This is a genomic window from Bacillus sp. MUM 13, assembly GCF_001866725.1.
In the GTDB taxonomy this organism is placed as follows: Bacteria; Bacillota; Bacilli; order Bacillales; family DSM-1321; genus Peribacillus.
Genome location: NZ_MLYQ01000040.1, coordinates 1 through 12,951, shown reverse-complemented (window position 1 = coordinate 12,951; position 12,951 = coordinate 1). Strand labels below are relative to the sequence as shown.

Here is a 12,951-nt window from a genome sequence, read left to right as displayed (position 1 = left end):
GATTGCGTAAAAAAGAAGAAACCGAAAATTTGCCTCAAGGCCCAAAAGGAAGGCTGTTTACTGGCAACTTAAGAGATTTCCAGGAGGATCCTCTTGGATTTCTTTCCAGTTTGCCTAAAGAGTACGGAGAAGCAGCAAAATTTCGTTTTGGCCCTTTTCAGAATATTTACCTTGTCACAAACCCGGAGTTAATTAAGCAAGTGCTTGTTACTAAACAAAAATCATTCGTAAAATCGAGAGACTTCAAGGCTTTAAAACCTGTCCTCGGGGAAGGGCTTCTTACTAGTGAAAAGGACTTTCATATGCGCCAAAGAAGACTGATACAGCCTGCTTTTAAAAAGAGCCATATCAGCAGCTATGGCCAGGATATGATTGATATAACGAGGGATTACTTGTCTTCCTGGGAAGATGGGCAGAAACGGAATATTACACAGGACATGATGGGCATTACTCTTGGAATTATCACAAAAACCATGTTCAGCATGACTTTTAAAGAAGGATATGCCGCTATCGGCAAACCTTTGGAGTCTGCCATGAGAAGTGCCATTAAGAGAATGAGAGCGATTATAAAGCTTCCGCTATGGATTCCTGTCAAGAAAAACCGTGAATACAGGCGCGCCATAAACAAACTGGATACAGTGCTTTATGACATCATTAGCCGCCGCAGAGAACAGACAGAAAGACATGATGATATGCTGGATATTTTAATGGATGCCAAAGATGCAAAAGATGGAATGGGCATGTCAGATGAACAGGTCCGAGACGAGCTTATGACCATTTTCCTCGCTGGCCACGAAACGACAGCAAACGCATTGTCGTGGGCCCTTTATTTGCTTTCACAGCATCCAGAAACAGAACAAAAGCTTTTTCAGGAAATTGATTCTGTCATCGGGGACCGCCCGCCTGCTCCTGATGATTTCATGAAATTATCGTACACACAAAATATCATTTGGGAAGCAATGCGGCTATTTCCTCCTTCCTATGTGACAGGACGGGAAGCAGAGGAGGATGTGGAAATCGGAGGATACAGATTTAAAAAAGGAGATACGATTCTGGTAAGCCAGTATGTGATGCACCGCCATCCAAAGTATTTTGAGCAGGCTGATTCATTCATTCCTGAGCGATTTGAAAACAATTACTTAAAAACTCTGCCGCCATATGCTTATTTCCCGTTTGGAGGAGGGGCGAGAGTCTGCATCGGCAATCACTTTGCCGTCATGGAGGCAGTGCTTGTTCTTGCCTGCATCGCACAGCGCTACCGGCTTAGGCTTGCTCCCGGCCATCATGAAGTAAGGCCGTATCCTTCTATCACAATGAGGCCGAGAAGAGGATTGCAGATGATTGCTGAAGAAAGATCAAAAGCGAATTGACCGCTGCAGCAGCCAATAAAAACGGTACATCAAAGAGGCGGATTTTATTGGAAAACTAAATACTTGTCCATACGTTTTTGATTATTTTGCATATGGTATAGGATGCTGAAATTATGAGTTTACTATTTTGGAAAATCAAAAGAGGGGGAGGAATGGTTAGCGTTATGAACAGTTTATTCGATTTAACAGGCAAAACCGCCATTGTGACTGGCGGAGGGAGAGGCCTTGGAAAACAAATTGCCCTTGCCCTTGCTGAGGCAGGAGCAAATGTTGTCGTCTGCTCCCGGAATTTGGAGGCTTGCAAGGAAGTGAGCAGTCAAATAGTAGGGATGGGGGGATCTTCTATTTCCTCCAGCTGTGATATATCAAGTGAAGATGATATTGAAAAAGTGATCAATGATACGATCAGTGTATATGGCACTCTGGATATCCTTGTGAACAACAGTGGAACATCCTGGCTCGCGCCTGTCGATGAGCTTCCTTTGGACAAGTGGCAAAAGGTAATGGATGTTAATGTAAATGGCACCTTTTTGTTTTCCAAAGCGGCAGCAAAAATCATGAAGAAACAAGGATTTGGGAAAATCATCAACATTGCATCAGTATCCGGATATGGCGGAACTCCTCCAGAGGTTATGGAAGCGATTGCCTATAATACTAGCAAAGGCGCAGTAATTACATTTACAAAAGACTTGGGTGTGAAATTAGCGAAATACGGCATTCAAGTGAATGCAATCGCACCTGGATTCTTCCCTACAAAAATCGCCAAGGGTGTTTTGGAGAAAAATAAACACAGTGTCTTATCAGGAATACCCGCCCGGCGATATGGAAACGAAAGTGACTTAAAAGGCGCAGCCATCTATTTAGCATCAAATGCTTCTGATTATATGATTGGACAAATCCTTAATGTGGATGGCGGGATCACCGCTTTGGTGTAACCTTAAATGGATGCTGTATGTTGTATGGGAAGCCCGTCCTTCAGGCTCTTGATTAAAGGAAGGGAGGGATGTATATATGTATACGTTATATATACCAGGCGAAAATACGATTTATCTTGAAAATCACAGTGCAGGAATGGCTTCACAGGTATACTCAGGGTTCTTTGAATATCTGAGACAACTTGATCAGGAAGCAGAGTCAGAGAATGAGCATGATCATCAATAAATGGCTTTTTTCGTACTTTTGCTGCTATAGAACAAGGTGCTGATTTTCGCTTCCGCGGACCGGGCGGGTTACCTCATCGTAAGAAAAGAGTCATAGATAATAAATAGCTGGCAGCCTATTATGGCTGCCAGTTTTTTCTCTGTTTGATCAGAGCAGAAGCGGAAAGCAGCAGGCATGGCAGAGCCGAAAAAAGCCTCAATCCTTAGATTCGGGCTATTTTCGGCTATTTTGCAGAGTTTTTCGCTGCAGCTGCTCCCTGATTTCCTTTGAAAACAAAGTAAAGGGCAGCAATCATGAGTAACACTCCAATAAATCGCTTTGTATCAAAGTGTACAGTTTCACTTTTGAACCAGCCGAAATTGTCTATCAGCATACTTGCAGCCAGCTGGCCGATAATGACAGAAACTACAGCAGCTGTGACACCGATTTTAGGAACGGCAAGCACCATTAAAGATAAATATATGACACCGAAAATGGCGCATATCAATTGCCATTTCGGCACCTCGGTTACATGCAGGATATTGCCGCTGCCAAAGAAATTCACAACAATGGTCAAGATAATGGCTCCTGTAAAAAAGGTGAAAAACGCACTTTCAATTGTACCGGCTTTCTTTCCCAGGGTGCCATTTATGGCTGACTGAATGCTTAAACCTATTCCAGCCAGTATGGGTATAATGACGATCAGGCTATTCATAGTGTGTCCCTCCTAGATGATCAGAAATAATGATGCGATTAATAAGACAATGGCTGTGAGCCTGTTTACATTAAACTTTATACGGGTTGAGCCAAATAAACCAAAATGCTCAATGATGATGCTCATCATAATCTGACCGATAATGACTGACGTAACGGAGACGCCTACGCCAATTAACGTGACGCTTATTACAAGCAGGGCAAGGTAAACAACACCGAGCATGCCTCCGAGCAGGTTCCACTTGGGTACTTTAAGAATCTGTACGATATCCCCTTTTCCAAAAAACAGCACAAGAAGAAACGTCGCCATTGCACCGATGATAAAGATATAATATGTGCTTTCCAATTCACCGATGGTTTTCCCCAATGTGCCTCCAATAGCTGCTTCAAAGCTTAACGACATGCCTGCAATGATAGCTATGATATAGATAAAAAATGATTTCATGTATTGCCACCTCGTTGAATTTAAATATCTAGAATAATAGATGTATTTATTTGTGGAAACTCTTTTATACTGGGGTTAATGGTGAATGAGTCATAAGTGCGGGAAAAGCGGGTTAAGTGAGATCCCGCCAGGCTCCCTGATCGTCAACTGCTACATCTCTTTTTCCATGAATTCTGCAACCTTCTTTATTGTATCCTCATTGCGCCTATAGTATGTCCATTGCCCATACCGAACCGCTTCAAGCAAGCCTGCCTTTTGCATCAGGGATAAATAGTGGGAAACGGTTGACTGTGATAAATTCACCTTGTCCTGGATGTCCCCTACACACACACCGCCTTCAATACTGACCTCCTTTGGAAGGTGCGCCTGCTGCTTTGGAAAATTCTTTTCAGGCTCTTTCAGCCATTTTAAAATGTTAAGACGGGTCTCATTGGATAATGCTTTGAAAATGTCTATATGTTTCATATTTATATTCTATTTCCAATTTTATCGATATGTCAAATGCGTGATCTCTGATTCGTGGTATTTGAATCATCCTCGATTAGAGGATTTTCCACCGAAAATAGCGTGATCTTCATCTTATTAAAGTGCGTTCTAGCCTTCTTTCGAGCGAAATGAAATGTTATTGCCAATCATTAGTGAAGAGTCCAACAGTATTATTGTGTTTGAAAAGGAAAAAATTGGGTAAAATAACTTCGGCGGAACCATTGATATTTTTTACTTAAGGAGGCAATACCGTTGAAGAAATTAGCATTCATTATGTTTTCTTTGCTGCTGGCAGGCTGTGGACATTCCTCGGAAGGCGAGAATGCTCCTAAAAGCAAAGAAGTGCAGGGTGAAGTAAAAAAGGAAAAAGCAGAAAAGGCGGTTAACAAGGAAGAGCCGGCAGATGCGAAGCCAAAAGAAGATATTACAGGTAAACCTGTACTGGCCTATTTGAAAGAAGAAAAAACTAATGGAGATATTAAGGGAATAGGGATGGATCCTGTAACGGGCAGGAAAGTGATGGCCATTACGCAAAAAATGCAGAACAGCATTGCTGCCAATAAAGCATGGTTTGCTGAATATACCCAAAAAAATATGAAAGAAGGAGAAGCGCTGCCCTACAGCCCTAAATTCGGAATCACAGAGAAGGAATATCAGCTCCTGCTCGACTCGCAGAATCATTCCGAAATGATAAAAAAAGGAGAAACTTCTGTTGAAATTAAAAGGCAAGGGGACAAGCTGACGGTAACCGCCCCCAATTCATCTTTCAAAACCGCTGTTTTTGACCTGAAAGCCAATACAGTTAAAACAAAATATGGTGTGCTCTCCTATAAGGGGAAAATTGAAGCATCCAGTGAGCAGGCCATAACTGGTCCCTGGTCAGGAGAAGCGTGGAAATTTGAAGATGGAAATGTGAAAACCATGCAGGATGCACAGAATATGGATGAAAATTCATACATAAAGTCAGTCAATTTTTATGTTGGCAAACTGCAGGACACGGGAGAAACACTGATTTATTTCACTTACCGGGAACTGAAAGATATGAAGAAAAGCCAGGCAGACGAGTTTATTGTTTTAAAATAACAGCAATGATGATTTCCTGTGGAAGTCCCAGTTTTCTCAATGATTATCAAGAGGTATAAACCACAAATAGCCGCCCGGATCGGCGGCTTTGGATGTGTTTATATTTATTGCTCTTTGGAACCGGCAGCTTCATTTTTAACATGGCGCATAGCGAAAACTTTTTTTGCGACAGAAAGGGCATTAAGTACACGCGGGAAGCCTGTATAGGGAATTAAATGTGTGATGCTTTCAACAATTTCTTCCGGTGTTAATCCGGCTGTAAGCCCAGTATTGATATGAAGTTCAAGCTGAGGCTCTGTTCCTTGTGTGACAAGAGAAGAAATGGTAACAAGTGCACGCTGTTTATTTGATAGGCCTGGACGGGAATAAATTTCTCCATAAGCAAACTCAATGATAAATTTGCTGACATCCGGAGCGATATCCTGCAGATCATCAGAAATCTTTAAATGTGTGGAAATGTCATCATTGCTCTTTAATGTATATTCCATTAATTTATCTAAACCTTGCTGATATCGATCTTGTGCCATCATTATTCCTCCTATAAAAAAGTAAATGTATGTGCACAAAAAACTATACTCCTTTAGTTTTTATTCGTAAAATACATATAATTCATCATACTTATTCATTTTTATTATATGTTGATTTTTCTCTTTTCATATCTCCATGATGAAGAGAACTGATATTTTGTATGAATTCACGGGTGGCATGTGAAACATATCTTCCTTTTTTCAGAATGATCCCAAGGAGCCATGGAATCGACGGATTCACAATGGGAACTGCACGAATGGAGTGATGATCGATTTTTTTTGCAATCGAATGCGGAAAAATCGAGACTCCCAGGTTTTCGCTGATCATTTCGCTTATAAAGTCCCATTGAGAGCTTTCATATGCAATATTCGGGGTGAAACCAGCTCCTGCGCATTCCTGTATGATACGATCGTGTAGAGTGAAATCTTCGCTGAACAATATAAAAGCTTCATTCTGCAAATCCTTCATTTCCACTTTTTCTGCATCTGCAAGGGGATGTGAGGAGTGGACAAAAAGCATAAGCTCTTCATACACGAAAGGAACAATATCAAACTCGTCCTCATCCACAGGCAGCACCACTACCCCCAGATCAATAAGCCCGTCGCTTACCTCCTGTTTCACCTTGTTGGCTCCATATTCCATCAGTTTAATGGTGATATCAGGATACATACTATTAAAAGTTTTAATGATTTTCGGAAAGAACAATACCCCGATTAACGGCGGCAAACCAATCTTTATCTTCCCCTTTTTCAGATTCATCAAATCATATAAGCGTGTTGATAGATTATCAAGGGACTCCATAATCATCTGGCCTTCCTCAAGGACCATTTCACCTGCTTCTGTTAATTCAATTTGTCGGGATGAACGGTCGATCAGGTCAACATCCAATTCATCTTCAAGACTCTTCACCATCTTGCTTAGTGTTGGCTGGGATAAATGCAGAACAGAAGAAGCTTTTGTAAAACTCCGATGCTTGGCCACTTCGATAAAATAAGTTAATTGGCGAATATCCATGATTGAATCTCCAATCTTTCTAAATAACTGTTTTCGTAAACTTTGCTGCTATTGAGCAAGGGGCTGATTTCCGCTCTGCTTCAATCAACAAGTAATAAAGCCTTACTTAAAATAACTCCGCTCTTTATTCTATAACTATTTTGCATACTTTTCATACATTTAATTCATTTTATTTATTCTTTTGGAAGGAGTACTATTGAGGTGTAGCGAAAAGCTTTAAATTAATTCTTATTAGCTGTGCATGTTTAGTCCTTTTCATATGAAGGGAACTATCATTTCACAGAGGATGAATATAAAAAAAGAGGAGCGGGTAAATATGGTGGAAAATAAAGTAGTAGTAATTACAGGCTCAGCAAGCGGAATAGGCTATGAAATCGGTAAAGTGTTTGCAGAAAACGGCAGCAAGGTCGTTTTGACAGATATTAACGGGGAAGGCGCTGAAACAGCTGCAGAGGAACTTCGCAAATTGGGGCTTGAGGCAATTGGCCTTAAAGCAGATGTAACAAGTGAAGAAGATATTAAAAATATGATCCAAGCCGCACATGAAAAATATGGCCGCTTAGATGTACTCATTAACAACGCAGGGCTGCAGCATGTATCACCGATAGAAGAATTTCCAACTGCAAAATTTGAATTAATGATTAAGATTATGCTGACAGCACCATTCATTGCAACAAAATATGCACTTCCTATCATGAAGGAGCAGGCATTCGGACGGATCATCAATGTAGCTTCCATCAATGGTTTAGTCGGTTTTGCCGGAAAAGCTGCATATAATAGCGCGAAGCATGGCGTGATTGGTCTTACAAAGGTTTCAGCTTTGGAATCTGCCCCATTTGGTGTGACAGTCAATGCACTTTGCCCTGGATATGTGGATACACCGCTAGTCCGCGGACAGCTGCAGGGAATTGCAGACACAAGAAATGTTCCATTGGACAAGGTTCTTGAAGAAGTCATTTATCCATTAGTTCCGCAAAAGCGTCTATTGGATGTAAGTGAAATTGCCGATTATGCGATGTTCCTTGCAAGCGATAAGGCAAAAAGCATTACAGGGCAGGCTGTTGTCATGGACGGCGGTTATACTGCTCAGTAAAAAGCCTTCATCAGCACATGAAAAGCCCCTGCGCATTCAGCAGGGGCTTTTCTGATAATAGATGCTAGTGAAAAACAAGAAGCGGTAAGCCTTCTTGCCTGATTTTGCTTTTATAATAAGTCATCCAAGATTCCGCCGATTAATCCACGGGCTTCATGGCTGTTGTGATCTTTATATCCGCATATCCGCGGCTGCCTCCGTAATGGCCGGAACGATCTATAGGGCTGCCGAATATGAGAGTACCTTCCTGAAAATTCTAGTTTAATTGTTTTAAAAACTTAGTCTGATAGTTTTGCATAGTAAGTTTTAAGAGGAAAACGGACAGGAATTTTTCTTGCGTTTTCTTGAGCATTTCAGGTTTTTCCCACAAATCCCTGAAAACAGAAAGCAGGAGCTGTTCAGCCATAGATGAGTTTTGGGTCAGTGAAAAGGCGGTTTTAAATAGCAAAACCTCATATTCAAGATAAAATTGCTTGTATGTATCCTTATGGTTGCTTGCAATGCAGTGCTCCACTTCGGCTATGCCAATTCTCATCCTCTTATCTCCCTGCAATGTTTTATGAAATCTTGCTACTTTTTCCCTATAACCATATAATCAAAACACTAAATTTTACATGCCGGAAAGTTACCTGAAAAAACCCTGACAGGTTTGACTATCAGGGTTTTGAATTAAAGCTCAAGTCTCACTTTATACTAGGGAATACTGGAGGAAGTTTAGAAACTCTGTATTGAATTTCTCTTTTTCATCATAAAAGATTCCATGCCCGCTTTCTTCAAAGGGAATAAGCTGTGCATCTGGAATCATTTCCATCATTTCAAGGGCAAAGTCGTATGGACAGATTTTGTCCTTTTTTCCATGCATCAAAAGAGTGGGCACAGCAATGTCAGATAGCTCCATTCTCAGATCTTCATCACGGAGGGCATATGCAGATTGAATGGTGCCGTTTGAGGAGGAGGTTAAAGCAAGCTGATTGAACCACATGGTGAATTCCTTTGATGGCTGGGTGCCGAAGAACTTTGTGCCGAAGTCTGCAAGGGCAGCAGGGCGGTCTTCCTGTATTTGCTTTATCAGTTCATCCACTTTTGCTTTTGTCATGCCGTACGGGTAGTCCTCCCTTTGAGTGAAAACGGGAGCTGCTGCACTCAAAAGCAATAACCTGCTTATGCGATGACCTCCGTGCCTTGTCATATAACGGGCTGCAATCGGGCCGCCCATGGAGAAACCGGCGAGCACTGCCTGATCAAGATCCAGCTTGTCAATGACTGCTTTAATATCATCTGCCATTGTGTTGTAGTCATATCCTTTCATTGGACGGTCTGACTTGCCGTACCCTCTTAAATCGATGCCGATGAAGCGATAGCCTCTTTGAGGAAGCTCGTTCATCAGAGATTCGAACATTTCATGGTTCAGCGGCCAGCCGTGAATAAGGATGACTGGCTTCCCTTCGCCAATATCCTCTGCAAATATTTTTACGTTATCTTCAGTTTGAATATAATGTCCCATTTTTTCAGCTCCCTTTATTCCAATTAGTGGATAATTGTGCCTTTCTATCACTAACTACCCGGCGTAAAAATTTTAAAACAGCAGAAAAGAGTTTGTACTTCAAATGGGCCCGCTAAGAGAATTTTTAAAAAAATGAGGTGCAAAGTGATCCAAGCAGAAAGATCTCTCGTTAGCCAGGCAAATAGAATAAAAAATTAATATTTTGAAGAAGGAGTGATCCGAATTCAAACCACCATCGTTAGGTTAATGAAAAATCAAACAGCAGCAGTTATTTTAAGAAATAGCAGCCAAGAGTGATCCAAAAGTTTTTACAGCACGTTAGAAGGACAACGCCAAAAAGCAAAAAAAGTGATCCAAAAGAACCTGCAGCACGTTAAAAGGAAAAAGCAAAAAAAAGTAAAAGCACTGATCCAAAAAGAAAGATGCTCCGTTAGCTTCTGCAAGAAAAGAAAAAGCCATATTAAAAAAATTTAACAATGAAAAGGAGAATGACTCATGAATGTAAACAAAAATTTAAAGGTATTAGCAGCTCCAGTACTAGGAATTTCATTATTGTTCCCGACGGTAGCCAATGTGAGTGCGGCAGAACAAAAGCCAACTGTCAATACGCCGGCAGCAGATTTAAGGGCTTCCCTTGATCAGCTTCTATCCGAACACTTTGCATTAGCCTTTACCGCAATGACCACGGCCTATAACGGTTCAAATGATGCTGGTGAAGCCATGAAGGCTCTTGACCAGAATGCACTGGATATGCAGCCTGTCATTACTTCTCTATACGGCGAAAAAGGCGGGGAGCAATTTGAAAAGATTTTCCGGGCGCACAATAACTACACAGACGATTATGCCAAAGCAGTAAAAGCAAATGACAAAGATGCTGAGAAGAAAGCAGATATGATGGTTGATAAATTTGTAAAAGATTTCTCGGCATTCCTCGGGGCTGCAACGGAAGGAAAGCTTCCCCAAAACGCAGCAGAGCAAGCGCTCCGCATGCATGAAGATTTAGTGCAAAAGGCTTTTGATGATTATGTGAATGGAGATTATAAAGGCACTTATACCACATATCGTGAAGGATTCAAGCAGATGTTTGACGTAAGCAAGGCATTGTCATCTGCAATTGTTGCCCAAATGCCGGATAAGTTTAAAAATACGAAAGCAGATACACCTTCTGCAGATCTGCGCTCCGCGTTAAACAGGTTGGCTTCAGAACATTTTGCTTTAGCAACGATGGAAATGCAGAAAGAGTATGCAGGCGCCAATGATTTTGATTTCGTGAACTGGGCACAGGATGCCAACACGGCAGATTTCAAAGCAGCCATATCCTCCATATATGGAAATCAGGCCGGAGAACAATTTGTAAGCGTATGGCAGCCAGACCATATTGATGCACAAAGCGATTATGTCCAGGCTGTAAAGAAAAATGACAATGCCGCAAAAAAGGATGTAGTTAACAGAATCAGCGGGTTTACTAAGGAATTTGGATCGTTCTTAGGAACAGCAACTGGAGGGAAGCTTCCTGCACAGGCTGCACAAGATGCTTTAATGGCCCATGAACAAAGTGTCAGGACTACATTTGATCATGCAGCTTCAGGGAACTATGGAGATGCATACAAATCATGGAGAGAAGGCTACAAGATGATGTTTGGTGTAGGACAGGCGCTTGGAAATGGAATTGTTTCTCAAAACCCGGGTAAATTTGCCGGCACATCCATGCCTGGCCAAATGCCGCATACAGGCGGCGGCGGAGCGAGTGAAACTACAGATTCACAAATGCCATGGATGGAAGCTTCCATTGCAGCCATGCTTGTGCTTGGATCCGCATTAGTCATTAAAAGAAGAAAATCAAGCGAACAATAAAGCAGGCAGATAGAACGTAGGGGCACTGGTGTCCCGAGCCTAAATAGACGCGGAAATTCCGTTTATTTAGTTCATCCGGATTAAAGGGCAGTGAAAGTTACGCTTTATACAGATTTACAGCAGACTTTTTCCGGTGAATATGGTACAATAAAAGTAATCAAATATGAAACGAACTCGGAGGAGCCTGTCGCCAAGGGACTATTATGTCCCTTGGAGGCAGGCTTTTTTTGTGTTTTTTTCTGCTATTGTTGCAAATCATATATTAAGAAAGGCGGGATTTTATCGTGTTAATTCTTCAATTAGCCATTATTTTGATTTCATCAAAGATTGCAGGGAGTATAAGTGTCAGGCTTGGCCAGCCGTCTGTTCTTGGCAAGCTTTTGATCGGCATAGTCCTTGGTCCGTCTCTTTTGGGAGTGATAACCGAAACGAAAGCTCTTGAGGAGTTCAGCCAAATTGGCGTCATTTTATTGATGTTTCTTGCCGGACTTGAAACAGATGTCCAGGAGTTTAAGCGAAGCGGGAAGGCATCTCTTCTCGTCGGCTTCGGGGGCATCCTTGTTCCGCTCAGTTTAGGGTACTTTGCTGGAGTACTTATGCATCTGACAGTCATGGAATCCTTGTTTTTAGGCCTGCTGCTTTCGGCAACCAGCGTCAGCATCTCTGTGCAGGCATTGAAGGAAATGAACCAGCTGCAAACCAGGGAAGGAACCGTGATTTTAGGTGCAGCGGTAATTGATGATGTGGCCGTCATTATTGCTCTGGCATTTTTAATGAGCTTTGCGGGCGGAGATGTGAGCCTGTCTGCGGTGATTTTCAAAAAGGTTTTATTCTTTGCTGCAGCCATCCTATTCGGCTGGAAGGCAGTTCCTTGGTTCATGAATAAATTTGCATCATTAAAAGTAACGGAAACCGTCATTTCATCTGCCCTGATTTTATGCTTTGTTTACGCCTTTGCTGCAGAATATACAGGTGTGGCTGCCATTATAGGAGCATACATTGCCGGTGTTTCGATAAGCGTGACAAAGTTCAAACACGAGGTTTTTGAAAAGGCTGAAACGATTGGCTACTCACTTTTTGTGCCTGTGTTTTTTACATCCATAGGAGTCGCGGCGGATTTTTCCGGTTTAAAGGAAAACCTGGTCCTGATTGTACTCTTAAGCCTGCTGGCCATTTTCACAAAACTGTTTGGGGCATCACTGGGTGCCAAAATAGCCGGATTTGGGTGGAGCAGTTCACTGGGAATTGGAGCTGCAATGGTGTCACGGGGAGAAGTGGCACTGATTATGGCTTCTATCGGTTTGGAAGCAAGGCTGCTTTCAAAGGAAATGTTTGCAGTGATTGTAGTTGTCGTGCTGGCAACAACCATTATTACACCTCCGCTGATGAAATGGTTTTTCCGGAATAAAGAATAGCATGTGTGCCGAAAAAACCTCCAGAAGCTGCAGACTTCGGAGGTTTTTTCTATACGCTATTTTCGTAAACTTTGCTGGTTAATTTTTGCTCCAGGATGCTCGCCCTTATGCCCCAATGAACCTGACTCGTCAATGGGAACGTCTTAAATAACAAATTTTAAAAAACACCATCTTTAAGAAAGGCTCTTTTCTTAAAGATGGTTGTTTTTTAATTGTTCTGTAAAGCAAACCTGTTGTTAAACCAGGTTGATTGGAGTGTAAGGTGCGAGACTCCTGTGGGATTAGCAGGAAGGTGAGACCCCGCA

Annotated in this window: 14 protein-coding genes; 7 read left to right on the top strand and 7 right to left on the bottom strand. The window is 41.9% G+C overall.

Annotated features, from left to right (window positions below):
- Positions 1–2: 2 nt before the first annotated feature.
- From BIV59_RS11990 to BIV59_RS23665, 3 genes are all read left to right on the top strand, one after another.
- Positions 3–1,370 (top strand): cytochrome P450, encoded by a 1,368-nt coding sequence (locus BIV59_RS11990; RefSeq protein WP_240501893.1) that lies wholly within the window; start codon positions 3–5, stop codon positions 1,368–1,370.
- A gap of 113 nt (positions 1,371–1,483) precedes the next feature.
- Entirely contained in the window at positions 1,484–2,305 is an 822-nt protein-coding gene (locus BIV59_RS11985; RefSeq protein WP_240501892.1) for a glucose 1-dehydrogenase, read from the top strand.
- 76 nt (positions 2,306–2,381) lie between these two features.
- A complete protein-coding gene (locus BIV59_RS23665) occupies positions 2,382–2,531 on the top strand; it encodes a hypothetical protein (protein WP_170846146.1) in 150 nt (49 codons plus the stop codon).
- A 223-nt stretch (positions 2,532–2,754) separates the two neighbouring features.
- Here the strand turns inward: BIV59_RS23665 and BIV59_RS11980 are convergent, their stop codons facing one another.
- The 3 genes from BIV59_RS11980 to BIV59_RS11970 form a co-directional block, all read right to left on the bottom strand.
- Positions 2,755–3,225 (bottom strand): DMT family transporter, encoded by a 471-nt coding sequence (locus BIV59_RS11980; protein WP_071351727.1) that lies wholly within the window; start codon positions 3,223–3,225, stop codon positions 2,755–2,757.
- 12 nt (positions 3,226–3,237) lie between these two features.
- Complete coding sequence (locus BIV59_RS11975) at positions 3,238–3,669, bottom strand: DMT family transporter (protein WP_071351726.1); 432 nt, start codon at positions 3,667–3,669, stop codon at positions 3,238–3,240.
- A 150-nt stretch (positions 3,670–3,819) separates the two neighbouring features.
- The gene (locus tag BIV59_RS11970) at positions 3,820–4,134 is read right to left on the bottom strand and encodes an ArsR/SmtB family transcription factor (protein WP_071351725.1); all 315 of its coding nucleotides are present in this window, start codon (positions 4,132–4,134) and stop codon (positions 3,820–3,822) included.
- 273 nt (positions 4,135–4,407) lie between these two features.
- Between BIV59_RS11970 and BIV59_RS11965 the strand changes: the two genes are divergently transcribed.
- Complete coding sequence (locus BIV59_RS11965; RefSeq protein WP_071351724.1) at positions 4,408–5,238, top strand: hypothetical protein; 831 nt, start codon at positions 4,408–4,410, stop codon at positions 5,236–5,238.
- Positions 5,239–5,342: 104 nt separating this feature from the next.
- Here the strand turns inward: BIV59_RS11965 and BIV59_RS11960 are convergent, their stop codons facing one another.
- Both BIV59_RS11960 and BIV59_RS11955 read right to left on the bottom strand, forming a co-directional pair.
- Positions 5,343–5,765 carry a carboxymuconolactone decarboxylase family protein gene (locus BIV59_RS11960; RefSeq protein WP_071351723.1) on the bottom strand — a complete coding sequence of 141 codons (423 nt, stop codon included), beginning with the start codon at positions 5,763–5,765 and terminating at the stop codon, positions 5,343–5,345.
- A 91-nt stretch (positions 5,766–5,856) separates the two neighbouring features.
- Positions 5,857–6,780: a LysR family transcriptional regulator gene (locus BIV59_RS11955; protein ID WP_071351722.1), complete on the bottom strand. Its 924-nt coding sequence runs from the start codon at positions 6,778–6,780 to the stop codon at positions 5,857–5,859.
- A gap of 316 nt (positions 6,781–7,096) precedes the next feature.
- On the opposite strand from BIV59_RS11955, the gene BIV59_RS11950 reads away from it, so the two are divergent.
- Complete coding sequence (locus BIV59_RS11950) at positions 7,097–7,873, top strand: 3-hydroxybutyrate dehydrogenase (RefSeq protein WP_071351721.1); 777 nt, start codon at positions 7,097–7,099, stop codon at positions 7,871–7,873.
- A gap of 256 nt (positions 7,874–8,129) precedes the next feature.
- On the opposite strand, the gene BIV59_RS11945 is transcribed toward BIV59_RS11950, so the two are convergent.
- Positions 8,130–8,408 (bottom strand): hypothetical protein, encoded by a 279-nt coding sequence (locus BIV59_RS11945; protein ID WP_071351720.1) that lies wholly within the window; start codon positions 8,406–8,408, stop codon positions 8,130–8,132.
- Between the two features lie 153 nt (positions 8,409–8,561).
- Positions 8,562–9,377: an alpha/beta fold hydrolase gene (locus tag BIV59_RS11940; protein WP_071351719.1), complete on the bottom strand. Its 816-nt coding sequence runs from the start codon at positions 9,375–9,377 to the stop codon at positions 8,562–8,564.
- Positions 9,378–9,872: 495 nt separating this feature from the next.
- On the opposite strand from BIV59_RS11940, the gene BIV59_RS11935 reads away from it, so the two are divergent.
- Complete coding sequence (locus tag BIV59_RS11935) at positions 9,873–11,231, top strand: copper amine oxidase (protein ID WP_071351718.1); 1,359 nt, start codon at positions 9,873–9,875, stop codon at positions 11,229–11,231.
- A 284-nt stretch (positions 11,232–11,515) separates the two neighbouring features.
- Entirely contained in the window at positions 11,516–12,646 is a 1,131-nt protein-coding gene (locus tag BIV59_RS11930; protein WP_071351717.1) for a cation:proton antiporter, read from the top strand.
- The last annotated feature ends 305 nt before the right edge of the window (positions 12,647–12,951 follow it).

Bases quoted from the DNA above. Each gene is read 5' to 3' on its own strand.
- BIV59_RS11985 (WP_240501892.1), top strand. From the start codon at position 1,484: ATGAGTTTACTATTTTGGAAAATCAAAAGAGGGGGAGGAATGGTTAGC.
- BIV59_RS23665 (WP_170846146.1), top strand. From the start codon at position 2,382: ATGTATACGTTATATATACCAGGCGAAAATACGATTTATCTTGAAAAT.
- BIV59_RS11980 (WP_071351727.1), bottom strand. From the start codon at position 3,225: ATGAATAGCCTGATCGTCATTATACCCATACTGGCTGGAATAGGTTTA.
- BIV59_RS11975 (WP_071351726.1), bottom strand. From the start codon at position 3,669: ATGAAATCATTTTTTATCTATATCATAGCTATCATTGCAGGCATGTCG.
- BIV59_RS11970 (WP_071351725.1), bottom strand. From the start codon at position 4,134: ATGAAACATATAGACATTTTCAAAGCATTATCCAATGAGACCCGTCTT.
- BIV59_RS11960 (WP_071351723.1), bottom strand. From the start codon at position 5,765: ATGGCACAAGATCGATATCAGCAAGGTTTAGATAAATTAATGGAATAT.
- BIV59_RS11955 (WP_071351722.1), bottom strand. From the start codon at position 6,780: ATGGATATTCGCCAATTAACTTATTTTATCGAAGTGGCCAAGCATCGG.
- BIV59_RS11950 (WP_071351721.1), top strand. From the start codon at position 7,097: ATGGTGGAAAATAAAGTAGTAGTAATTACAGGCTCAGCAAGCGGAATA.
- BIV59_RS11945 (WP_071351720.1), bottom strand. From the start codon at position 8,408: ATGAGAATTGGCATAGCCGAAGTGGAGCACTGCATTGCAAGCAACCAT.
- BIV59_RS11940 (WP_071351719.1), bottom strand. From the start codon at position 9,377: ATGGGACATTATATTCAAACTGAAGATAACGTAAAAATATTTGCAGAG.
- BIV59_RS11935 (WP_071351718.1), top strand. From the start codon at position 9,873: ATGAATGTAAACAAAAATTTAAAGGTATTAGCAGCTCCAGTACTAGGA.